Here is a 21,313-nt window from a genome sequence, read left to right as displayed (position 1 = left end):
AAGGGAAAGGCGCCAGTGACGGTCAGCGCACCTTCAGCGTGGCCAGCCCGATCATCGCGAGAATCAGCGAGATGATCCAGAAGCGGATCACGATCTGCGGTTCGGCCCAACCTTTCTTTTCGAAGTGGTGGTGGATCGGGGCCATCAGGAAGATGCGCTTCTTGGTGCGCTTGTAGTAAAGCACCTGGATGATCACGCTTAACGCCTCGACCACGAACAGCCCGCCCACGATGGCCAGCACGATCTCGTGCTTGGTGCAGACGGCGATGGCCCCAAGCGCGCCACCAAGCGCAAGCGAACCGGTGTCGCCCATGAAAACGGCCGCGGGGGGGGCGTTGTACCAAAGAAACCCAAGCCCGGCGCCGAACAGAGCCGAGGCGAAGATCAAAAGCTCACCCGTGCCGGGGACAAAGTGGACTTCCAGATACTCGGTGAAGTTGGAGTTGCCGACCACATAGGCGATCACGCCAAGCGTTCCGGCTGCAATCATGACCGGCATGATGGCAAGCCCGTCAAGCCCGTCGGTCAGGTTCACCGCATTGGCGGCACCGACTATCACAATCATGCCGAACGGCACGAAGAACAGCCCAAGGTCCAGCAGCGCGTTCTTGAAGAAGGGAAAGGCCAGCTGGTTTGTCAGGTCTGCCGGGTGGAACATCGAGGCGGCATAAGCCGCGAGAGCAGCGATCAGAAGACCCAGCCCAATCCGCAGGCGTGAAGAAACTCCCTTGGTGTTCTGCTTGGTGACCTTGGCATAGTCATCGGCAAAGCCGATCAGCCCGAAAGCCAGTGTCACCAGCACCACGATCCAGACATAGTGATTGTCGAGCCGCGCCCAAAGAAGGGTCGACACCATCAGCGATGACAGGATCAGCAGGCCACCCATCGTGGGCGTGCCGGCCTTGGCAAGATGCGACTGCGGACCGTCATCGCGGATCGGCTGCCCCTTGCCCTGCTTGCGGCGCAGAAGGTCGATCAGGGGCCGACCGAACAGGAACCCGAAGATCAGCGCGGTGGTGAAGGCACCGCCAGCCCGGAAGGTGATGTAGCGAAAGAGGTTGAAGACGTCGCCGCCATCAGAAAACTCGGTGAGCCAGAAAAACATTTAAACGGTCCCTTCCTTCGGCGCCGTGGCCTGCCCCATTTTCCGAAGCGCGTCAACGACCAGGCTGACTTTCGACCCTTTGGAGCCCTTGACGAGAAGAATGTCGCCTGCATCGATCAGGGTGCGGGCGCGGGGCGCAAGATCGCTGGCCGCCTCGACCCACTCGCCACGCAGGCGGCGCGGAAGCGCCTGATAAAGCGCCCGCATCCTTGGGCCGACACAATGGATCACATGGAGGGCCCCAAGGCCGGGATGCTGCGCGATGGCCACATGCAGCGCGGCCTCATCGGGGCCAAGCTCCAGCATGTCGCCCAGAATGGCGATGCGGCGGCCCCCACCAACGCGACCGATTCCGTCCGTCGGTCTGGCGGCAATCAGGACATCCAGCGCCGCCGCCATTGAGGCGGGGTTGGCGTTGAATGCGTCGTCGATCAGGTCAAAGAATGTCTCATCGACAATGTCGAGCGTGATCCTTTCGCGCTGGCCGCGACCGGCGGGCGGCGCCCAGCGGCCAAGATCATGCGCGGCGATCATCGGATCTGCGCCCAACGCCCCGGCCACCGCCAAGGCTCCAAGGGCATTCAAGGCAAAGTGGCGTCCGGGGGTAGACACCTTGAAAAGGACCGGCTCCGTCGCTCGGGCAGCGCAGATTGCCCGCACGACGGTGGTCTCATCGGTCAATCGCGCCTCCAGAAGTCGCCAGTCGGCTGTCTCGTCCATGCCGAAGCTGACCGCCTTCGCGCCCACGGCAATCGCCTTTGCCCGCAGGATGGGGGTGGTGGGCAGATCGGCGTTGAAGATCGCGATTCCGCCAGCCTTCAATCCGTCGAAGATCGAGGCCTTTTCATGGGCGATACCTTCGATGTTGTCGAAAGCTTCCAGATGGGCCGGGGCGACGGTGGTGATCATGGCCACGTCAAGGTGCGCAAGCCTTGCAAGCGGCGCGATTTCTCCGGGGTGGTTCATGCCGATCTCGATCACGGCGAAACGGGCGTCGGCGGGCATGCGGGCAAGGGTCAGGGGAACGCCCCAGTGGTTGTTGTAGCTGGCCTCGGCGGCATGGGTCTTGCCCTGGCCGGACAGGATGGCGCGCAGCATTTCCTTGGTCGATGTCTTGCCGACCGACCCGGTCACACCGACAACGCGGGCCGCCGTGCGGGCGCGGGCGGCGGCACCCAAGGCCTCCAGCGCCTGAAGAACATCCGGCACGACCAGAAGCGGCGCGCTGTCCGGCACGCCTTCGGGGATTCGAGAGACAAGCGCTGCGGCAGCGCCTTTCGCCAAGGCCTGAGCCACGAAATCATGGCCGTCACGCGCGTCCTTCAGGGCCACGAAAAGATCACCGGGCTGCAAGGTCCGGGTGTCGATCGACACACCGTGGGCCTGCCAGTCGGCGGTGCTGCGTCCTTGGGTGGCGGTCGCGGCGTCGGCGGCTGTCCAAAGGGTCATGAGAGGTCTCCGTGGCCGGGGTCGCGGGGGGCTGTCTGCCCCCCACGGGGCCGCAGGGCGGCCCCTCCCCCCGAGGATATTTTGGGGACAGATGAATGAGGAAGGCAGGGCATCAGATCACCCCGTCAAGGGCGGCGACGGCAACGCTGGCCTGTTCGACATCGTCAAAAGGGTAGATGTCGGTGCCGATGATCTGGCCGGATTCATGGCCCTTGCCCGCAATCAGCAAGGCATCGCCGGGCAGAAGGGCATCGACGCCGCGCAGGATGGCTTCGGCGCGGTCGCCCACCTCATGCGCTTCGGGGCAGGCGGCAAGGATCGCGGCGCGGATCAGGCCGGGGTCTTCGCTACGAGGGTTGTCATCGGTGACGTAAAGGACATCGGCATGGGCTTTCGCCGCCGCACCCATCAAGGGGCGCTTGGTGCGGTCACGGTCGCCTCCGGCACCGAAGACGATGATGATCCGGCCCATGACATGCGGACGCAGCGCCCGAAGCGCGGTCTCGATGGCGTCAGGTGTATGGGCGTAGTCGACATAGACCGAGGCGCCGTTCTTCCTTGTGGCAGCAAGCTGCATCCGCCCGCGCACCCCCGAAAGCTGCGGCAGGGCGGCGAAGACGGCGGCGGGGTCGGACCCCGAGGCGATGGCAAGACCTGCCGCCACCGCGACATTTTCGGCCTGAAAGCCGCCGATCAGCCCAAGGCGTACTTGAACGGGTTGCCCCTGCCAGACCAGCCGCAGGTCTTGTCCGCGCGCATCAAAGCGCTGGCCTGCGATGTGCAGGTCTGCCTCGCCATGGCCGACGGTCAGGCAACGCAAACCACGGGCGGTGGCGGTGGCGGCCATCTGAGACCCCATCGCACCGTTCAGATTGACCACGGCCACGCCATCATCAGGCAGAAGCCGCGTGAAAAGCCGGGCCTTGGCGTCGAAATAGGCGGCCATCGTGCCGTGATAATCCAGATGGTCCTGCGTGAGGTTGGTAAAGCCCGCGGCCTTCAGGCGGACGCCATCCATCCGGCGCTGGTCGATCCCGTGCGATGAGGCTTCCATTGCCGCATGGGTCACGCCATCTGCCGCTGCTGCCGCCAGCAGTTTTTGCAGCGTGATCGCATCCGGCGTGGTGTGGCTGGACGGGGCCGTCCAGGCGCCCTCGATCCCGGTCGTGCCGATATTGATCGCCTCATGGCCAAGCGCTGCCCAGATCTGCCGGGTAAAGGTTGCCACGCTGGTCTTGCCGTTGGTTCCTGTCACAGCGACCATGGTTTCAGGCTGCGCGCCGAACCATAGTGCCGCCGCACAGGCAAGCGCCGCACGCGGGTCTTCAGCAACCACAAGGGCGGTCTCGCTGTCGGCAAGGACATCAGCGGCAAGTCTTGCCCCGGTCGCATCGGTCAGGATCGCGGCGGCACCAAGGTCGATTGCCGCCGGAATGAACATGGCCCCATGGGTGGCGGTGCCGGGAAGCGCCGCAAAAAGCATGCCGGGGCGCACAGCCCTGCTGTCAGCGGTCAGGCCTGACAATGCGGTGTCCCGCCCGGCCCGGGCCGTCAACCCGAGGTCCGAAAGCCGTGTCACACGCTCGGTCATGAATGCCCCCCGTCTAGTTGCTGGCGGCTGTTAGCGCATCGGGTGCGGGGGGTTCAAGTTTGGGTCTGATCCCCATCAGGGGCGCCACACGGCGAATGATCTCGGCGGCGACGGGAACAGCGGTCCAGCCTGCCGTGCGCCGGGGTTCCGACAGGGTGGTGTCCATCGGCTCGTCCAACGTCACGATCAACACATATTGCGGGTTGGACGCGGGAAAGACCGAGGCAAAGGTGTTGATCACCTTGTCGTTGTAGTAGCCGCCGGTCTTCTTTGGCTTGTCGGCGGTGCCGGTCTTGCCGGCAACCTCGTATCCGGGAACTTCGCCAAGCGAGGCGGTGCCTTCGGTGACGACCCGGCGCAGCATCCTGACCGATTCGAGCGCGGTCTTCTCGCTCATCACCCGCACCCCGGTGGTCGGGCCTTCGCGTTTCAGAAGCGTGGGCTTGATCATGACCCCACCATTGGCAATTGCCGCATAGGCCGCCGCCAGGTGCATCGGGCTGGCCGACATGCCATGACCATAGGAGGTGGTGATGGTCACGATCTCGGGCCAGCGCTTGGGGATCAGCGGTCGCGCGCCAGGGGCCTCGATCAGTTCAAGCGGGGTTGCCTCGAAGAAGCCAAGCGATTTCAGGAAGGCCTGCTGGCGCAAGGGGCCGATCATCAGCGCCATATGCGCCGTGCCGACGTTGGAGGATTTGGCGATAACGTCAGAGACGGAAAGAAGAGGGCCGTAGTTCTTGCCCTCGAACTCCTTGATCCGGTGCTTGCCCCAGGTCATTGGCGCATTGGCATCGACCATGGTTTCGGGGTTTACCAGCCCAAGTTCCATCGCCTGCGCCACCGCGAAGATCTTGAAGGTAGAGCCAAGTTCATAGACGCCCTGCACGGCACGGTTGAACAACGGGCTGTCACCCGGTTCGGCATTCCTGTCGACCAGGGGGTTCGGCCGGTTGTTCGGATCAAAGGTCGGAAGCGAGGTCAGCGCGACAATCTCACCCGTCCGCACGTCCATCAGAATGGCTGCCGCGCCCTTGGCGTTCAGCATCGACATCCCGGCGAAAAGCACTTCCTCGACAGTGGCCTGAATTGACAGGTCGATGGACAGGGCAAGGGGCTTGCCGCCCTGGGCGGGGTCGCGCAGGCGGGCATCCAGCGCCTTCTCGATCCCCGCGGTGCCGATGACTTCGGCGGAATGCACGCCCTCGGCCCCGAATGAGGTGCCACCGAGAACATGCGCGGCAAGATTGCCATTGGGGTATAGCCGCATTTCTCGCGGCCCGAACAAAAGGCCCGGGTCGCCGATCTCATGCACAAGCTGCATCTGTTCGGGGGACAAGACCTTGCGAATCCAGACAAAACTGCGGCCATCGGTAAAGCGGCGCGCAAGTGCTTCGGCGTCAAGTTCGGGGAAAATCCCGGCCAGCTTCACCGCAACGCCCTTCGGGTCAACCATGACCTTCGGGTGGGCATAAAGCGCGTGGGTGGTCATGTTGGTTGCAAGGATGCGGCCATTGCGATCGGTGATATCGGCGCGCTGGGCGATGATCTCGGCACCCGGCGCGCTGGCCCGTGGTTCCATCGGCACGGAGGCGGCCATCAGGCCCATGCGGGTTCCAATCGCACCGAAGGCCAGCACAAAGCTGGCGCACAGGATCAGAAGGCGGAACTCGGCACGGCCCCGGGCGCGCTCGCGCATCGCCTCATGCCGCAGGCGAAGGTTTTCCTTTTCGATCGAGTCGGGGTTCAGGCCGTCTTCCCGGGCCTGAAGGATCCGTGCCAGCGGGCGAAGCGGTGTGCGCATCTAAAGGCCCTCCTCGGTCAGATCCAAAGCGCCCTGAATGTCGACCGGCAGGTCGATTTCAGGAAAGGTGCTGCGAGGATATGCAATCTGAGCCGGGGTTCCGAACTGGCCGGGTTCCATCGGCAGCAGGCCCAGACGGTCAAAGTTGGCGGTGGCAAGGTCACGCAGCCGGTCGGGGCGGTTCAGATAGGCCCATTCGGCACGTTGCAGCGCAAGACCCTCGCGCAGGCCGACGATCTGGCGTTGCAGGGTCTGCACCTCTTTCAGCGCGGACTGAGTGGCATAGTTCTCGCGGTAGGCCCAGAAGCCAAGCGCGATGACGGCCAGAAAGGTCAGGACGTAAAGCACGGGGCGCATGTCAGCGGCGTCCTTTCTTCACGATTTGCGGCACGCCGATATCGGCGGGATCAAGCGACATGGCGGGCGCGGCGGTGCGGCGCGCGACCCGCAGCTTGGCGGACCGGGAACGGGGGTTGGCTGCCAGTTCCGCGTCATCGGGGCCGACGGCACGGCGGGTCACCAGATCGAACCGGGCGTTGGTGTCGGTCTTCGCCGGGGCATAGCGGTTGGCATTCGCCTCCTGGCCCGAGGCAAGCTGGAGGAAGCGCTTGACGATGCGGTCTTCAAGGCTGTGGAAGGTCACCACGGCCAGAAGGCCGCCGGGTTTCAACGCGCGTTCGGCGGCAGCGAGGCCTTCGGCGAGTTCGGTGAATTCGGTGTTCACCGCAATGCGGATCGCCTGAAAGCTGCGGGTTGCCGGGTGGCTTTGCCCCGGCTTTGGACGCGGCAGGCATTTCGCCACGATCTCGGCCAGCCGGGCGGTGGTGGTGATCGGCTCCAGCGTGCGGGCGGCGACGATGGCGCGGGCAATCCGCCGCGAGGCGCGTTCTTCGCCGTAGTGATAGAGGATATCGGCAAGGGTGGTTTCTTCGGCCGTGTTCACCAGATCGGCGCCGCTGGTGCCAGACTGACTCATCCGCATGTCGAGGGGGCCGTCCTTCATGAAGGAAAACCCGCGCTCGGCCTGATCAAGCTGCATCGAGGACACGCCCAGATCCAGAACCACCCCGTCAAGGGGCTCGCCCGCAAGGGTATCCAGCGCCGAAAACGTGCCTTCGACCAGACGCACCCGGTCGCCATGGGGCGCAGCCCAGCTTGCGGCCATCTGCAAGGCGAGGGGATCACGGTCGATGCCGATCACGCAATCCGCCCCGGCCTCCAGCAGCCCGCGCGTATAGCCGCCGGCCCCCAGTGTCCCGTCAAGCCAAAGACCCCGCACGGGGGCCACGGCTGCAAGCAACGGTTGCAAGAGAACCGGAATATGAGGGTCTCGCGCGGGCAGATCGTCACGGGCGCGATCTTCACGGGGCAGCGCGTCGCGGGATGACATCACATTCCGCGCTCCTTCTTAGCACGACCCAGAAGGGCCAGCGCATCGACGCCTGCATTCGGGCGCTGCGCCACGGCGGCATCATAGGTGTCGCGGCGATAGATGCGGAACCGGTTGTTGCGGCCCTGAAACGCCGCCTCGTCGCCCGAAAAATCGGCCCCCGCCAGCCCGACCTTTTCGCGCACCCGGGGCGGCAGCACGATACGGCCGTCGGGTTCGACCTCGACCATGACCGAACAGGCCAGAAGGTCGAATTCAACCTGTTCGCGTTCATCCGAACCTTCGTCCATCAGGCTGATTTCCTCGGCCAGCGCATCGGCGCCCGCCTTGGTGTAGCATTCCACGAAATTCCGGTTGGCCCCGCCGTAGATCATGTAGACCCGGGCGCGGGGGAAATCGGTGCTTGGGGGGTCATCAGCTTCAAGGATGCGGCGGAAGGCGGCGGGGATCGACACCCGGCCCTTGGAATCTACCTTCTGGTAGAACTCACCTCTGAACGCCTCTGCCATCGCCTTTCGGCCTTTTCAAAACCTGCGTTTTCCCGTGCGATGAAATAGAAAAGGCGGACCGGGTTGCTGCCACTACCCGATCCGCCGCTGTCCCATCGCTGGGTGTCCAGCTACGCGCGCCACCTGGGGGAGATGTCTGCTCGCTCGCGCGCCGGATCTCTTTTCGACGATGAAATGGAGCTGCCTGTATGAAGCTGCCGTTTGCCTGGTGTTCGGGGTCTTGAAGCCGCCCCTGCCTATCACTGTCCATCGCATCGCCGTGAGGAAAGGGATGCCATGGGAGGATATGGGAATCAATGGAAATCTTTGGGGATCAAACCTGAGAGAGTGAAGCAAAGCCAGCAGAACATGTGGCCGCAGAAGCCACGGCCAAGCCCGACCTGCAATTTGTGGGCCAGTCGGCCCAGCTGATCACAAGATGTTGTGCCTAAGCTCTCAACCCCCAGCCCATGCGTTGACGCTGGCCAGCGTTGAAAAATCTTCCGCATTGGTTGGATTCAAGGCCGTGAACAGGCGTTCCTCACCAAGTTTCCCATGAAAAACCAGAGCCAATGCGCCGTAATGGCCCATTCTCCCATGGTTTCCCATGGAAAATGATTCGGAATCCCGCCAGATCTGCCTGATCAGGCCATCCCGCCCGCGATCAGCCGTTGCGCCAGCGCCATATAGGGTGCGGCAAGCGGGCTGTCGGTGGCGGCAATCGGAGTGCCGCTGTCGCCAGCCACGCGGACATCAAGGGCAAGCGGCAATTCGCCAAGGAAGGGCAGGTCAAGCTTCGCCGCCTCCAGCGCCACACCGCCATGCCCGAAGATCGGGGTGACATGGCCGCAGTTCGGGCAGCAGAAGGTGGACATGTTCTCGATCAGGCCCAGAACTGGGGTCTTGAGCTTGGAAAACATGTCCAGCGCCTTGCGTGCATCCAGAAGCGCCACGTCCTGCGGGGTGGAGACGACCAAGGCCCCGGTCAGGTGCGTGCGCTGACACAAGGTCAGCTGGATATCACCTGTGCCGGGTGGCAGGTCGATGATCAGGATATCAAGATTGCCCCAGGCCACCTGCCCCAGCAACTGCTGCAAGGCCCCCATGATCATCGGGCCGCGCCAGACCACCGCCTCATCTTCCTTCAGCATCAGCCCGATCGACATCATGGTCACACCATGCGCCACCAACGGCTCGATGATCTTGCCATCGGGCGAGGCAGGGCGCTTGGAGACGCCCATCATCTTTGGCTGACTTGGCCCGTATATATCAGCGTCCAGAAGCCCGACCCGGCGGCCCTGCCGCGCCAGCGCCACCGCAAGGTTGGAAGCGACGGTGGATTTTCCCACCCCGCCCTTGCCACTGGCAATCGCGATGATCCGGTCAATGCCGGAAATCCGCTGCGGCCCGCCCTGCTGCGGCGTGGGGTGCTGGCCGATCTTCAGGCTGGGCGGCGCGGGTTTGGCCGCCGGCCCATGCGCCGTCATGACCGCCTGCACGGACGTGACCCCGGCCAGCGCCTTCAGCTTCGCCTCGGCCTCGGCCTGTGCTGCGCCAAGCGCGCGGGCCTCATCAGGGGTGGCGGCTTCGATCACGAAACGGACCGCACCCCCGTCAATGACCAGAGCGCGAATCAGGTCACGGCTGACAAGATCCCCCCCGCCGGGGTGCGCAACCTCTGCCAGAACCTGCATCACCGCTTCGCGTTCGACCGTCATCGTTTCCTCCACCGCACAAGATTTCTACTAAGGTCGTGATCTTTGCGCACAGAGGCAAGGGTTGTGGCAAGGGCTGTTGACCAAATGCTCAAAATTCCGGCGAAGGCGCTGAGAAATCATGACAAACTTGTGAACGCAGCCATGCGAATGCTGCATGGCGGCATTGCAACACGCCGGTATTGTGCAGTTGCAGCAAGTGGCCCATGTTACCCCTAACAGCACGGAAGAACGGTGCTGGCGACTTTGAGAGGCTTGAGAGACATGGCTTACGTGAACACCAATCGCATTGCCCGCAAGGGCTTCATGGACCGCGTCGCGTTCCTGAAGGATGTCGTCGTGACCGCGGTCCAGCAGCGTCGCGTCTACAGCCAGACTGTCAGCGAGTTAAATGCCCTGACCGACCGCGAACTGGCGGATCTGGGGATTGCCCGCGCTTCGATCACCGGGATCGCGCATGAGGCCGCCTACGGCAAGTGAGTTTTCGTGAGGCCTCCACCTCCTCCCGGGGGCCTTTGCGATCAGCGGCGATATCAACCTCCTCCCTGATATCGCCGCATCTTTTCAACGGGGCCAAGCGCTCCATCTCATCGGGTGACCCACTCCTCCTCCCTTGGGTCGTCTGAGACTGCGGCGGTGCCTATCCTCCTCCCGGGCGCCGCCGCCCACTTCTTCGGGCCGATTGGCCCAACAGCATTGGGCGCCCTCTCCTCCTCCCTGGGTGTCTGATACCGCGGCGGCTCCTCTCCTCCTCCCTGGAGCCGCCGCCCCTCATTCCGGCGCGCCCGTCCTGTCGGGCTGGATGCGCGCCTTCGGCTTCGGGTGTTCTCTCCTCCTCCCTTGGACACCTGAAATTGCGGCGGCCCCTCTCCTCCTCCCTTGGGGTCGCCGCCCCTCCTTTCCCGTCCACATTGCCCCTCCTTGCACATCGCTCGTTCGCGCCGGATAGTCCGGCGAACTGCGGCGGGGACGACATGCGGCTTTCGGTGATTTCGGCGGCCGTCGTGGCGGCGCTGGTGGGCTACGCGGCATCGGTCGCGATTGTTCTTGCGGCGGCGCTGGCGCTTGGGGCCACATCGGCACAAGCGGCAAGCTGGCTTCTGGCGGTATCGCTGGGCAAGGCGGTGGGGTCCGCTGTACTGTCATGGCAATCCAAGGTGCCGGTGGTGCTGGCTTGGTCCACACCCGGAGCGGCGCTGATTGCGGCGACGTCGGGGATTTCCTTGGCAGAGGGCGTGGGTGCCTTCATCCTGGCGGGTGCGCTGATCGCTGCGACCGGGCTGATCCGGCCCCTCGGCGCGCTGGTGGCACGGATTCCCGATGGGATCGCGGCCGGGATGCTGGCAGGGGTCTTGCTGCCGTTTTGCCTGAAAGGTGCCGGTGCGGCCGAGGCTTTGCCTGGCATCGTGCTGCCGATGGTGGCCGTCTTTCTGGTCGTCCGGCTGGTCAGCCCGGCGCTGGCGGTGCTTGCGTCCTTTGGCGCCGGGATCGTCCTGGCCCTGATCGGCGGGGCGGACCTGTCCGGCCTTGGTCTGAGCGCGCCTGTGCTGGTGCCGGTCCTGCCGGAGTTCCGGCTGTCGGTGATCCTTGGGCTTGGGGTGCCGCTTTATCTGGTCACCATGGCCTCGCAGAACCTGCCCGGCTTTGCCACCCTGCGCGCGGCGGGGTATGAACCGCCGGTGGTCCCGGCCCTGACAGTCACCGGCCTGATTTCCGGCGTGACCGCCTTTTTCGGCGCCCATACCGTCAGCATGGCGGCGATCACGGCCGCGATCTGCCTTGGCCCGGATGTCCACCCCGACAAGGACCGGCGCTGGGTGGTGGGGCTGGCTTATGCGGGGGCTTGGGTTGTGCTTGGCCTTCTCAGCCCGACGGTGCTGGCGCTGCTGGCCGCCCTGCCCGGCCCGGTGGTCGTGGCTCTGGTGGCACTGGCGTTGCTGTCACCCTTGACCGGGGCCTTGGCCGGGGCCTTTGCGGCCCCGGATCAACGCTTTGCCGCGACGCTGACACTGGCGGTCACCGCGTCCGGCGTTGCCGCCTTCGGGATCGGGGCTGCTTTCTGGGGGCTGGTGGCGGGGCTGGCGGTCTTCAGATTGGAACGGTTTCGGCGGTAGCCACAGGCCCTGTCGAAAGGAGTGCCTAATCCATGCGACGGGGATCTGCACCTAGAACGGCACGTCGTCCACCTGATCGGCCGGAATCACCCAGCGCGCGACGACCTTTTTCGTCCCTGCATGGTCAAATTCGATATCCAGCTTGTCGCCTTCGATCCCCATGATCTCGCCATAGCCGAACTTCTGGTGGAACACCCGGTCGCCAAGGACATAGGGCGAGATCGCCTCGGCATCGATCACCATATGCCGCGCTTCACGCGGTTGGGACATCGGGCGGTTGGCCTGACTTTCCTGCATCCGCCGCCAGCCGGGGGAATTGTAGACATCGGCCTTGGACACCCGTTCTTCCAGATGCGAGCCAAAGCCGACCTGAGCTGCGGCACCATAGCCGCCACCGTAAAGGCCGGGGGCCGTCAGCACCTCGACATGGTCGGCGGGCAATTCGTCGATGAAACGGCTGGGCAACTGGCTTTGCCACTGGCCATAGACCCGGCGGTTGGAGGCGAAGCTGATCGTGCAAAGTTCTTCCGCCCGGGTGATGCCGACATAGGCAAGACGGCGTTCCTCCTCCAGCCCCTTCAACCCGCTTTCGTCCATGCTGCGCTGGCTGGGGAACAACCCGTCTTCCCAGCCGGGCAGAAAGACCACCGGAAATTCCAGGCCCTTGGCGGCGTGAAGGGTCATGATCGTGACCTTTTCTTCCGCCCCTTCGGTTTCGTTGTCCATGATCAGGCTGACATGTTCAAGAAAGCCTTGCAGGTTCTCGAACTGCTCCAGCGCCTTGACGAGTTCCTTGAGGTTGTCCAGCCGTCCGGGCGCTTCGGGCGTCTTGTCGTTCTGCCACATCTCGGTATAGCCGGATTCCTCAAGGATCGTCTCGGCAAGCCGGATATGGTCATATTCAGGGTGCAGGGTGGCGGTATGCCAGCGGTCGACGCCTTCGACAAAGGCCTGCAACTGCGCGCCGCCCTTGCCGGTGATCACAGCCTTGGCCACCGCCTCACGCGCGCCGTCCAGAAGCGACACTCCCGCCCCGCGCGCAAGCTGGTTGATCTTGGCCTGCGCCGTGTCGCCAAGGCCACGCTTGGGCAGGTTCACCACGCGTTCAAAGGCCAGATCATCCTCGGGGCTGACCGCCAGCCGGAAATAGGCCATCGCATCGCGGATTTCCTGCCGTTCATAGAAACGCGGGCCGCCGATGACGCGGTAAGGCAGGCCGATGGTCAGAAAGCGGTCCTCGAACGCCCGCATCTGGTGGCTGGCACGGACGAGGATCGCCTGACGGTTCAGGTCCACCGGATCGCGGCCACGGGTGCCACGCTGCACCGCCTCGATCTCTTCGCCGATCCAGCGCGCCTCTTCCTCGCCGTCCCAATGGCCGATCAGACGAACCTTTTCGCCCGGTTCACCCGCTGTCCACAGCGTCTTGCCCAGACGGCCCTTGTTGGCTTCGATGATGCCTGACGCGGCGGCAAGGATATGCGCGGTGGACCGGTAGTTCTGTTCCAGCCGGATCACCGTCGCGCCGGGGAAATCCTTTTCGAACCGCAGGATGTTGCCCACTTCGGCCCCGCGCCAGCCGTAGATCGACTGGTCATCGTCGCCCACGCAGCAGATGTTCTTGTGCGCCTGTGCCAGAAGCCGCAGCCAGAGATATTGGCAGACATTGGTGTCCTGATATTCATCCACCAGAATATAGCGGAACCAGCGCTGGTATTGCTGAAGCACGTCTTCGTGCTTTTGAAAGATCGTCACGCAATGCAGCAGCAAATCACCGAAGTCGGTGGCGTTCAGGGTTTTCAGACGCTCCTGATAGGCCTCATACAGCTCCGTCCCGCGGTTGTTATAAGCCCCGGCGTCTGACGATGGCACCCTCTCGGGCGTCAGGGCGCGGTTCTTCCAGCCGTCGATCAGGCTGGCCAGAAGCCGCGCAGGCCAGCGTTTTTCGTCGATATTCGCGGCGGCGATCAGTTGTTTCAGCAGGCGCAGCTGGTCGTCTGTGTCCAGAATGGTGAAGTTGGGCTTCAAGCCCACAAGTTCCGCATGACGGCGCAGGATCTTGACCGAAAGCGAGTGGAAGGTTCCCATCCACGGCATGCCCTCGGCGACTTCCCCCAGCATCCGGCCAACGCGCAGTTTCATTTCGCGCGCGGCCTTGTTGGTGAAGGTCACCGCCAGAATCTCGTTCGGGCGCACCTGCCGCTGGCGCAGCAGATGCACGATCCGGGCGGTCAGCGCCTTGGTCTTGCCCGTTCCTGCCCCGGCCAGCATCAGGACCGGGCCATCCAGCGCCTCGACCGCGGCCCGTTGTGCGGGGTTCAGATCGTCCAGATAGGGCGCAGCCCGCCCGGCCAATGCGCGCTGCGACAGCGGCACAGGGGGCGCAGCCGCAGCCGCAGCCGCAAAAGCCTCATCTTCATCCCAACCATTCATGACGCTCAGTATATATGGAACATCGCGCGGGGAAAGGCCCGCGTTCACAGATTGTTCGGGCCATCACACGCGCCCGTTTGTGCCAATTGCCACAGGGGTCACTCTGTCGCATTTCTGTGAGTATACGGCGGCAATCCCCCTTGCGCTGCACCGCAGCGCCCCTAAGGTGTCCGGGTTCTGCCGCTGGGAGTGCCGCAAATGCCCGAGTTCAAGAAGATCCTCATCGCCAACCGGGGCGAGATCGCCATTCGCGTCATGCGCGCCGCGAACGAGATGGGCAAGAAGACAGTCGCTGTCTATGCCGAGGAAGACAAGCTGGGCCTCCACCGCTTCAAGGCTGATGAGGCTTACCGGATCGGCGAAGGGCTGTCGCCGGTCGGCGCCTATCTTTCCATCCCCGAAATCATCCGTGTGGCCAAGATGGCCGGGGCGGATGCGATCCATCCCGGATATGGGCTTTTGTCGGAAAACCCCGATTTCGTCGATGCCTGCGATCAGGCCGGGATCACCTTCATCGGCCCCCGCGCCGAGACGATGCGCGCGCTTGGTGACAAGGCATCGGCCCGCCGCGTGGCTGTGGAAGCCGGTGTCCCCGTCATCCCCGCGACCGAGGTGCTGGGCGAAGACATGGCGCTGATCAAGAAGCAGGCCGCCGAAGTGGGCTATCCCCTGATGCTGAAGGCAAGCTGGGGTGGCGGCGGGCGGGGCATGCGCCCCATCCTGTCCGAGGATGAACTGGAGGCCAAGGTCCGCGAAGGTCGGCGTGAGGCGGAAGCGGCCTTTGGCAATGGCGAGGGCTATCTGGAAAAGATGATCCTGCGCGCCCGCCATGTGGAAGTGCAGATCCTTGGCGACAAGCAGGGCGACTGCTGGCACCTGTGGGAACGCGATTGCACGGTGCAGCGGCGGAACCAGAAGGTCGTGGAACGCGCGCCAGCGCCTTATCTGACCCCCGAACAGCGGGCCGAAGTCTGCGAGATGGCCAAGCGCATTTGCAGCCATGTGGCCTATGAATGTGCCGGAACCGTCGAATTCCTGATGGATATGGACACCCAGCAGTTCTACTTCATCGAAGTGAACCCTCGGGTACAGGTCGAACACACGGTGACCGAAGAGGTGACCGGGGTTGATATCGTGCAGGCCCAGATCCTGATCGAAGAAGGCAAGAGCCTGTCCGAAGCGACGGGGCTTCCCAGTCAGGAAGCCGTGCCGCTGATCGGCCATGCGCTGCAATGCCGGGTCACGACCGAAGACCCGCTGAACAACTTCATCCCCGACTATGGCCGCCTGACCGCCTACCGTTCAGCCACCGGCAATGGCATCCGCCTTGATGGCGGGACGGCCTATGCGGGCGGGGTGATCACGCGGTACTACGACTCGCTTCTGGTCAAGGTCACCGCCCATGCCCAGACGCCGGAAAAGGCGATCCACCGCATGGACCGGGCGCTGCGCGAGTTCCGGATCCGGGGGGTGGCGACGAACATAGAGTTCGTGATCAACCTTTTGAAGCACCCGACGTTCCTGAACGACACCTATACGACCAAGTTCATCGATACGACGCCCGAGCTGTTCAACTTCAAGCGCCGCAAGGACCGGGCTACCAAGATCCTGACCTATATCGCCGATATCACGGTGAACGGGCATCCCGAAACCGCTGGCCGCCCGAAGCCGGCGGCCGAGGCCAAGGCGCCGAAGCCCCCGGCGTTGAAGGCCGAACCGGCGATGGGAACGCGCAACCTTCTGGAACAGAAGGGACCGCAGGCGGTGGCCGACTGGATGAAGGCGCAGACGAAGGTGCTGCTGACCGACACCACGATGCGCGACGGGCACCAGTCCTTGCTGGCCACCCGGATGCGGTCGATCGACATGATCCGCGTGGCGCCGACCTATGCGGCGAACCTGCCGCAGCTGTTCAGCGTGGAATGCTGGGGGGGCGCGACGTTCGACGTGGCCTATCGCTTCTTGCAGGAATGTCCATGGCAGCGCCTGCGCGACCTGCGCGCTGCCATGCCGAACCTGATGACGCAGATGCTTTTGCGGGCGTCGAACGGCGTCGGCTACACCAACTATCCCGACAATGTTGTGCAGGCCTTCGTCCGGCAGGCAGCCGACAGCGGCGTCGATGTGTTCCGCGTTTTCGACAGCCTGAACTGGGTCGAGAACATGCGCGTCGCCATGGACGCGGTGGTTGAAGCCGGAAAGGTCTGCGAAGGCTCGATCTGCTATACCGGCGACCTTCTGGACCCTGCCCGCCCGAAGTATGACCTGAAATACTACGTCGCCATGGCCAAGGAACTGAAAGCCGCCGGCGCGCATGTGCTGGGCTTGAAGGACATGGCCGGCCTTCTGAAACCCGCCGCCGCGCGGATGCTGATCAAGGCGCTGAAACAAGAGGTCGGCCTGCCGATCCACTTCCACACCCACGACACCTCGGGTGCCGGGGCCGCCACCATCCTCGCCGCCTGCGATGCCGGAGTGGATGCCGTCGATGCCGCGATGGACGCGTTTTCAGGCGGCACCTCGCAGCCCTGCCTGGGGTCGATCGTCGAGGCCTTGAAAAATACCGAACGCGACACCGGGCTGGATATCGGCGCGATCCGGCAGATTTCCAACTATTGGGAACAGGTGCGCGGTCAGTATGCGGCCTTTGAATCCGGAATCCCGGCCCCCGCGTCCGAAGTCTACCTGCACGAAATGCCGGGTGGCCAGTTCACCAACCTCAAGGCCCAGGCCCGCAGTCTGGGGCTGGAGGACCGCTGGCACGAAGTGGCGCAGGCCTATTCCGACGCCAACCAGATGTTCGGCGATATCGTGAAGGTCACGCCATCCTCGAAGGTCGTGGGCGACATGGCGCTGATGATGGTGGCGCAGGGCCTGACCCGGGCGCAGGTGGAAGACCCCGGCATTGAGGTTGCCTTTCCTGAATCCGTGGCCGACATGCTGAAAGGCAACCTTGGTCAACCGCCGGGCGGCTGGCCTTCGGGCATCCTCAAGAAGGTTCTCAAGGGCGAAGCCCCGCTGACCGGCCGCCCCGGCGCCTCGATGCCGCCAGTCGATCTTGAAGCCACCCGCACGAAACTGGCCGAAGAGCTGCGCCTTGGGGCCGAAGAAGCCGAAGGCGAGACGGTGGATGACGAAGACCTGAACGGCTACCTGATGTATCCCAAGGTCTTCATGGATTACCGCGCCCGCCACCGGCTTTATGGCCCGGTCCGGGTGCTGCCCACGCTGACCTTCTTCTACGGCATGAACCCCGGAGACGAGATCACCGCTGAAATCGACCCGGGCAAGACGCTTGAAATCCGCCTGCAAGCCGTGGGCGAGACAACCGACGAAGGTGAGGTCAAGGTCTTCTTCGAACTGAACGGCCAGCCCCGCGTCATCCGCGTGCCGAACCGTGCGGTGAAAGCCAAGACGGCGGCCCGGCCCAAGGCGCAAGAGGGCAACCCCGCTCATGTCGGCGCGCCGATGCCAGGGTCCATCGCCTCGCTGGCCGTGACCCCGGGCCAGAAGGTGCGGGCAGGTGATCTTCTGCTGACCATCGAGGCGATGAAGATGGAAACCGGCCTTCATGCTGACCGCGAGGCCGTGGTGAAGGCTATCCACGTCCAGCCCGGAGCGCAGATCGACGCCAAGGATCTGCTGGTCGAACTTGAATGACGCAAGATCGGTCGGGCCGCATGGCCCGCCCGGGCTTTCGCACCGAGCCGGAACCGCCACGCGCAGGAAAAATCGCTCCCTCTGCACTTTACCTCTTGCAGCCCAACGCCCGGCGCAATAAATCACCCCTCGTCCAACCGGTGCGGGCGTAGCTCAGGGGTAGAGCATAACCTTGCCAAGGTTAGGGTCGGGCGTTCGAATCGCCTCGCCCGCTCCAGTTGGGACAAACGCAAAGGCCACCCTTCGGGGTGGCCTTCGTCGTTTCCGGGCGCGCCGTGGCTCTGTGGCATCGGTCATCATGGCCGCCTGTCATGAAAAGTTCACTGGACAGATCCAGTTGTTTCCTGATTTCTGGAAATATGGAACTGGCCCAAGCAACCCAATCCTTCGCCACTCTGGGACACCCCGGCAGGCTTGCGGTGTTCCGGCTCTTGATGCGCTTTGCCCCACAAGGTGTGCGGCCAACCGAAATCGCCGCCGCGCTCGGGCTGAAGCAGAACACGCTGTCGCATCATCTGTCAGAACTTGCCGCCGCAGGGCTGGTGCAAATGCGCCGTGACGGGCGGTCGCTGTTCTACGCGGCAGATCTGGAAGCGACCGAAACGCTGATCGGCTACCTCGCAATCGATCTTGGCCGGGCGCGGCCCGACCTTCTGCCTCCCCTTCTCCGCCCGCAACAGGAGTTTACCATGCATGACACCGCATTTGACGTGCTTTTCATCTGCTCGGGCAATTCGGCCCGATCAATCTTTGCCGAAGCGCTGCTGCGTGACCTTGGGCAGGGCAAGTTTCAGGCGTTTTCCGCAGGCACACGCCCCGGCAGCACCCTCAATCCCATGGCCATCGAGGTTTTGCAGCGCAACGGCCATGACGTCTCGACCCTGCGGTCGAAACATGTGGCAGAGTTCCAGACCCCGGGTGCCATCACGATGGATTTCGTCTTCACCGTCTGCGACACCGCCGCCGCCGAAGAATGCCCTCCCTGGCCGGGCCAGCCGATCACCGGCCATTGGGGCCTGCCCGACCCGGTCAAGGCCACCGGCACCGAGGCCGAACGCGCGCTGGTCTTTGCCCAGACCTATGCCGCCCTCCGTCGCCGGATCGCAGCCTTCGTCGAACTGCCGTTCGACAATCTGTCGCGGCTGTCCCTGCAAGCCCACGTCGATGCCATCGGCACCGATGCCCTGACCGACGGGAACACCTGACTCATGCCACGCATCGCCTTGAACGGATTGGGCCGGATCGGCAAACTCGTCCTTCGCAACCTTGTGGACAGCGGCACCGGGGGCGAGATCGTCTTGCTGAACGATCCCGCAGGTGACGCCGAACAGCACGCGCTGCTGATGGAGTTTGATTCGGTCCATGGTCGCTGGCAAACCCCGGTCGGCCATCAACCGGGCGCGCTGGTGCTGAACGGCCAGCCGATCCGCCTGACCCATGAAAAGACGATCGAGGCTCTGCCTCTGGCAGAGCTTGCCGTCGATCTGGTGATCGACTGCACCGGGGTTTTCAAGACCGCCGCCAAAGTCGCCCCTTACTATGCCGCCGGGGTGCAAAAGGTTGTCGTCAGCGCCCCGGTCAAGGACGGCGGCGCGCTCAATCTGGTCTACGGGGTCAACCATCACCTCTTTGACGGCTCGCAATCCCTTGTCACGGCGGCAAGCTGCACGACAAACTGCCTCGCCCCGGTGGTAAAGGTAATCCATGAAGGGATCGGCATCCGCCACGGCTCGATCACAACAATCCATGACGTGACCAACACCCAGACCATCGTTGATCGCCCTGCCAAGGACATGCGCCGCGCGCGTTCGGCCCTGTTGAACCTGATCCCCACCACCACCGGCAGTGCAACGGCAATCACCCTGATCTACCCGGAACTCAAAGGCCGCCTGAATGGCCACGCCGTTCGGGTGCCGCTCCTGAACGCCTCGCTTACCGACTGCGTGTTCGAGGTCGACCGCCCGACCACCGTCGATGAGGTGAACCACCTGTTCCAGACCGCTGCCGCAGGGCCACTCAAAGGCATCCTCGGCCATGAGACCCGCGCCCTTGTGTCATCGGATTTCACCAACGATCCAAGGTCCGCCATCATCGACGCGCAATCGACCATGGTCATCAACGGCACACAGGTGAAGGTCTACGCCTGGTATGACAACGAATGGGGCTACGCCTGCCGTCTGGCCGACATCGCCCGAATGGTGGCTGGCGCGTTCTGATGCCGTATTTTCTGTTTCCAGATATCCCGGGTGGGTTCGGGAGGGGTGTACCCTCCCGGGGGTGGCCCCGGACATGACCGCCAGCCCCTTGCGCGCCTATGCGGCGGTGACGGCGGCCTACTGGTCCTTCATGGCCACGGATGGCGCGCTTCGGATGCTGGTGCTCTTGCACTTCAACAGCCTTGGCTTCAGCCCGCTGCAACTTGCATGGCTGTTCCTTCTTTATGAGGTGGCGGGGATCGTGACCAACCTTGCGGCAGGCTGGCTGGCCGCGCGCTTTGGCCTTGCAGCCACCCTTTACGCCGGGCTTGGGCTTCAGGTCGCGGCCCTTGTGGCCCTCGCGCAGCTTGATCCGGGCTGGGGCGTGGCGGCATCCGTCGCCTTCGTGATGGCGGTGCAGGGCGTGTCAGGTGTGGCCAAGGATCTGGCCAAGATGTCGTCGAAATCCGCCGTCAAGCTGCTGGCCCCGACCGAAAGCGGTGGCCTTTTCCGCTGGGTGGCCCTGCTGACCGGATCCAAGAACGCGGTCAAGGGGCTTGGCTTCTTTCTTGGCGCGGCCCTTCTGGCACTGGTCGGGTTTCAGACGGCAGTCTGGGGAATGGCGGCGGTGCTGGCTCTGATCTTGCTGGCGGTGATCCTGTTTCTGCCCGCAGGCCTGCCGGACCGGATGAAACCGGACGAGGCCTGGGGCGGCTGGCGGTCGAAAGACCCGCGCGTCAACCGCTTGTCGCTGGCCCGGATGTTCCTTTTCGGCGCGCGGGATGTCTGGTTTGTGGTTGGCGTGCCGATCTATTTCCAGATGGTCTTGTCCGACGGCACTCCCGAAGGCCGGCGTGAGGCATTCTTTCTGATCGGCGGCTTTCTGGCGCTGTGGATCATCGCCTATGGCGCGGTGCAGGCCATGGCCCCGCGCCTGCTTGGCGGCAAGGGTCAGCCCGAGGCCGCCATCGCCGCCAAGGCAATCCGCTGGGCGGGGTTTCTCGTGCCGATCCCCTTTCTGCTGGCCGCCGCCGCCCTTTGGGCCGGAGCGCCCTCGCTGGCGCTCAGCCTGACGCTTGTCGTCGGGCTTTTGCTCTTCGGCTTTGTTTTCGCTGTCAACTCCTCGGTCCATTCCTACCTGATCCTTGCCTTCGGATCGGCGGAACGGATCACCCGCGATGTCGGATTTTACTACATGGCCAATGCCGCCGGGCGGCTGATCGGCACGCTTCTGTCTGGCCTCAGCTACCAGTTCGGCGGCCTGCCGCTGTGCCTTGCCACCGCCGGGGCCATGGCCATGGCCAGTTGGCTGGCCGCGCGCCGGTTGCAATTGCCCTGATCCGCCTTCCCATGACGCCCCCCGCGCCCT

General features: G+C 64.0%; 15 protein-coding genes and 1 tRNA gene. 7 read left to right on the top strand and 9 right to left on the bottom strand.

Annotated features, from left to right (window positions below):
• Positions 1 to 22: 22 nt before the first annotated feature.
• From mraY to QUV21_RS16370, 8 genes are all read right to left on the bottom strand, one after another.
• A complete protein-coding gene (gene mraY / locus QUV21_RS16405; RefSeq protein WP_300856350.1) occupies positions 23 to 1,105 on the bottom strand; it encodes a phospho-N-acetylmuramoyl-pentapeptide-transferase in 1,083 nt (360 codons plus the stop codon).
• On the bottom strand, positions 1,106 to 2,554 hold the full coding sequence (murF, locus tag QUV21_RS16400; RefSeq protein ID WP_300856349.1) for a UDP-N-acetylmuramoyl-tripeptide--D-alanyl-D-alanine ligase: 1,449 nt from the start codon (positions 2,552 to 2,554) through the stop codon (positions 1,106 to 1,108).
• 112 nt (positions 2,555 to 2,666) lie between these two features.
• On the bottom strand, positions 2,667 to 4,145 hold the full coding sequence (locus QUV21_RS16395; protein ID WP_300856347.1) for a UDP-N-acetylmuramoyl-L-alanyl-D-glutamate--2,6-diaminopimelate ligase: 1,479 nt from the start codon (positions 4,143 to 4,145) through the stop codon (positions 2,667 to 2,669).
• A 13-nt stretch (positions 4,146 to 4,158) separates the two neighbouring features.
• Complete coding sequence (locus tag QUV21_RS16390) at positions 4,159 to 5,949, bottom strand: penicillin-binding protein 2 (RefSeq protein WP_300856346.1); 1,791 nt, start codon at positions 5,947 to 5,949, stop codon at positions 4,159 to 4,161.
• Positions 5,950 to 6,306, bottom strand: a complete 357-nt coding sequence (locus QUV21_RS16385; protein WP_300856345.1) for a cell division protein FtsL — start codon at positions 6,304 to 6,306, stop codon at positions 5,950 to 5,952.
• 1 nt (position 6,307) lies between these two features.
• Positions 6,308 to 7,339 carry a 16S rRNA (cytosine(1402)-N(4))-methyltransferase RsmH gene (gene rsmH, locus QUV21_RS16380; protein WP_300856344.1) on the bottom strand — a complete coding sequence of 344 codons (1,032 nt, stop codon included), beginning with the start codon at positions 7,337 to 7,339 and terminating at the stop codon, positions 6,308 to 6,310.
• Complete coding sequence (locus QUV21_RS16375) at positions 7,339 to 7,848, bottom strand: division/cell wall cluster transcriptional repressor MraZ (protein WP_300856342.1); 510 nt, start codon at positions 7,846 to 7,848, stop codon at positions 7,339 to 7,341. Before QUV21_RS16375 ends, rsmH begins: the two co-directional genes overlap by 1 nt.
• 623 nt (positions 7,849 to 8,471) lie before the next feature.
• Positions 8,472 to 9,545, bottom strand: coding sequence for an Mrp/NBP35 family ATP-binding protein (locus QUV21_RS16370; protein WP_300856341.1), 1,074 nt, complete (start codon positions 9,543 to 9,545; stop codon positions 8,472 to 8,474).
• Positions 9,546 to 9,806: 261 nt separating this feature from the next.
• Here QUV21_RS16370 and QUV21_RS16365 point away from each other — a divergent pair, with 261 nt between their 5' ends.
• Both QUV21_RS16365 and QUV21_RS16360 read left to right on the top strand, forming a co-directional pair.
• On the top strand, positions 9,807 to 10,022 hold the full coding sequence (locus tag QUV21_RS16365) for a DUF1127 domain-containing protein (protein ID WP_300856340.1): 216 nt from the start codon (positions 9,807 to 9,809) through the stop codon (positions 10,020 to 10,022).
• A gap of 494 nt (positions 10,023 to 10,516) precedes the next feature.
• Positions 10,517 to 11,656 carry a benzoate/H(+) symporter BenE family transporter gene (locus tag QUV21_RS16360; protein WP_300856339.1) on the top strand — a complete coding sequence of 380 codons (1,140 nt, stop codon included), beginning with the start codon at positions 10,517 to 10,519 and terminating at the stop codon, positions 11,654 to 11,656.
• A 51-nt stretch (positions 11,657 to 11,707) separates the two neighbouring features.
• On the opposite strand, the gene QUV21_RS16355 is transcribed toward QUV21_RS16360, so the two are convergent.
• The gene (locus QUV21_RS16355; RefSeq protein ID WP_300856338.1) at positions 11,708 to 14,089 is read right to left on the bottom strand and encodes an ATP-dependent helicase; all 2,382 of its coding nucleotides are present in this window, start codon (positions 14,087 to 14,089) and stop codon (positions 11,708 to 11,710) included.
• A 198-nt stretch (positions 14,090 to 14,287) separates the two neighbouring features.
• On the opposite strand from QUV21_RS16355, the gene QUV21_RS16350 reads away from it, so the two are divergent.
• The 5 genes from QUV21_RS16350 to arsJ all read left to right on the top strand — a co-directional run bounded on the left by QUV21_RS16350 (position 14,288) and on the right by arsJ (position 21,283).
• Positions 14,288 to 17,749, top strand: a complete 3,462-nt coding sequence (locus QUV21_RS16350; protein WP_300856337.1) for a pyruvate carboxylase — start codon at positions 14,288 to 14,290, stop codon at positions 17,747 to 17,749.
• A gap of 142 nt (positions 17,750 to 17,891) precedes the next feature.
• Positions 17,892 to 17,966, top strand: a tRNA-Gly gene (locus QUV21_RS16345).
• Positions 17,967 to 18,108: 142 nt separating this feature from the next.
• Positions 18,109 to 18,954, top strand: a complete 846-nt coding sequence (locus QUV21_RS16340; RefSeq protein WP_300856336.1) for a metalloregulator ArsR/SmtB family transcription factor — start codon at positions 18,109 to 18,111, stop codon at positions 18,952 to 18,954.
• A 3-nt stretch (positions 18,955 to 18,957) separates the two neighbouring features.
• Positions 18,958 to 19,965 carry an ArsJ-associated glyceraldehyde-3-phosphate dehydrogenase gene (locus QUV21_RS16335; protein ID WP_300856335.1) on the top strand — a complete coding sequence of 336 codons (1,008 nt, stop codon included), beginning with the start codon at positions 18,958 to 18,960 and terminating at the stop codon, positions 19,963 to 19,965.
• 73 nt (positions 19,966 to 20,038) lie between these two features.
• Positions 20,039 to 21,283, top strand: a complete 1,245-nt coding sequence (gene arsJ, locus QUV21_RS16330; RefSeq protein WP_300856334.1) for an organoarsenical effux MFS transporter ArsJ — start codon at positions 20,039 to 20,041, stop codon at positions 21,281 to 21,283.
• Positions 21,284 to 21,313: the final 30 nt, after the last annotated feature.

It is taken from the genome of Tabrizicola sp., from assembly GCF_030373185.1.
Lineage (GTDB): Bacteria > Pseudomonadota > Alphaproteobacteria > Rhodobacterales > Rhodobacteraceae > Tabrizicola.
This window is presented reverse-complemented; position numbering and strand designations above follow the sequence as displayed.

Bases quoted from the DNA above. Each gene is read 5' to 3' on its own strand.
- mraY (WP_300856350.1), bottom strand. From the start codon at position 1,105: ATGTTTTTCTGGCTCACCGAGTTTTCTGATGGCGGCGACGTCTTCAAC.
- murF (WP_300856349.1), bottom strand. From the start codon at position 2,554: ATGACCCTTTGGACAGCCGCCGACGCCGCGACCGCCACCCAAGGACGC.
- QUV21_RS16395 (WP_300856347.1), bottom strand. From the start codon at position 4,145: ATGACCGAGCGTGTGACACGGCTTTCGGACCTCGGGTTGACGGCCCGG.
- QUV21_RS16390 (WP_300856346.1), bottom strand. From the start codon at position 5,949: ATGCGCACACCGCTTCGCCCGCTGGCACGGATCCTTCAGGCCCGGGAA.
- QUV21_RS16385 (WP_300856345.1), bottom strand. From the start codon at position 6,306: ATGCGCCCCGTGCTTTACGTCCTGACCTTTCTGGCCGTCATCGCGCTT.
- rsmH (WP_300856344.1), bottom strand. From the start codon at position 7,339: ATGTCATCCCGCGACGCGCTGCCCCGTGAAGATCGCGCCCGTGACGAT.
- QUV21_RS16375 (WP_300856342.1), bottom strand. From the start codon at position 7,848: ATGGCAGAGGCGTTCAGAGGTGAGTTCTACCAGAAGGTAGATTCCAAG.
- QUV21_RS16370 (WP_300856341.1), bottom strand. From the start codon at position 9,545: ATGACGGTCGAACGCGAAGCGGTGATGCAGGTTCTGGCAGAGGTTGCG.
- QUV21_RS16365 (WP_300856340.1), top strand. From the start codon at position 9,807: ATGGCTTACGTGAACACCAATCGCATTGCCCGCAAGGGCTTCATGGAC.
- QUV21_RS16360 (WP_300856339.1), top strand. From the start codon at position 10,517: ATGCGGCTTTCGGTGATTTCGGCGGCCGTCGTGGCGGCGCTGGTGGGC.
- QUV21_RS16355 (WP_300856338.1), bottom strand. From the start codon at position 14,089: ATGAATGGTTGGGATGAAGATGAGGCTTTTGCGGCTGCGGCTGCGGCT.
- QUV21_RS16350 (WP_300856337.1), top strand. From the start codon at position 14,288: ATGCCCGAGTTCAAGAAGATCCTCATCGCCAACCGGGGCGAGATCGCC.
- QUV21_RS16340 (WP_300856336.1), top strand. From the start codon at position 18,109: ATGGAACTGGCCCAAGCAACCCAATCCTTCGCCACTCTGGGACACCCC.
- QUV21_RS16335 (WP_300856335.1), top strand. From the start codon at position 18,958: ATGCCACGCATCGCCTTGAACGGATTGGGCCGGATCGGCAAACTCGTC.
- arsJ (WP_300856334.1), top strand. From the start codon at position 20,039: ATGACCGCCAGCCCCTTGCGCGCCTATGCGGCGGTGACGGCGGCCTAC.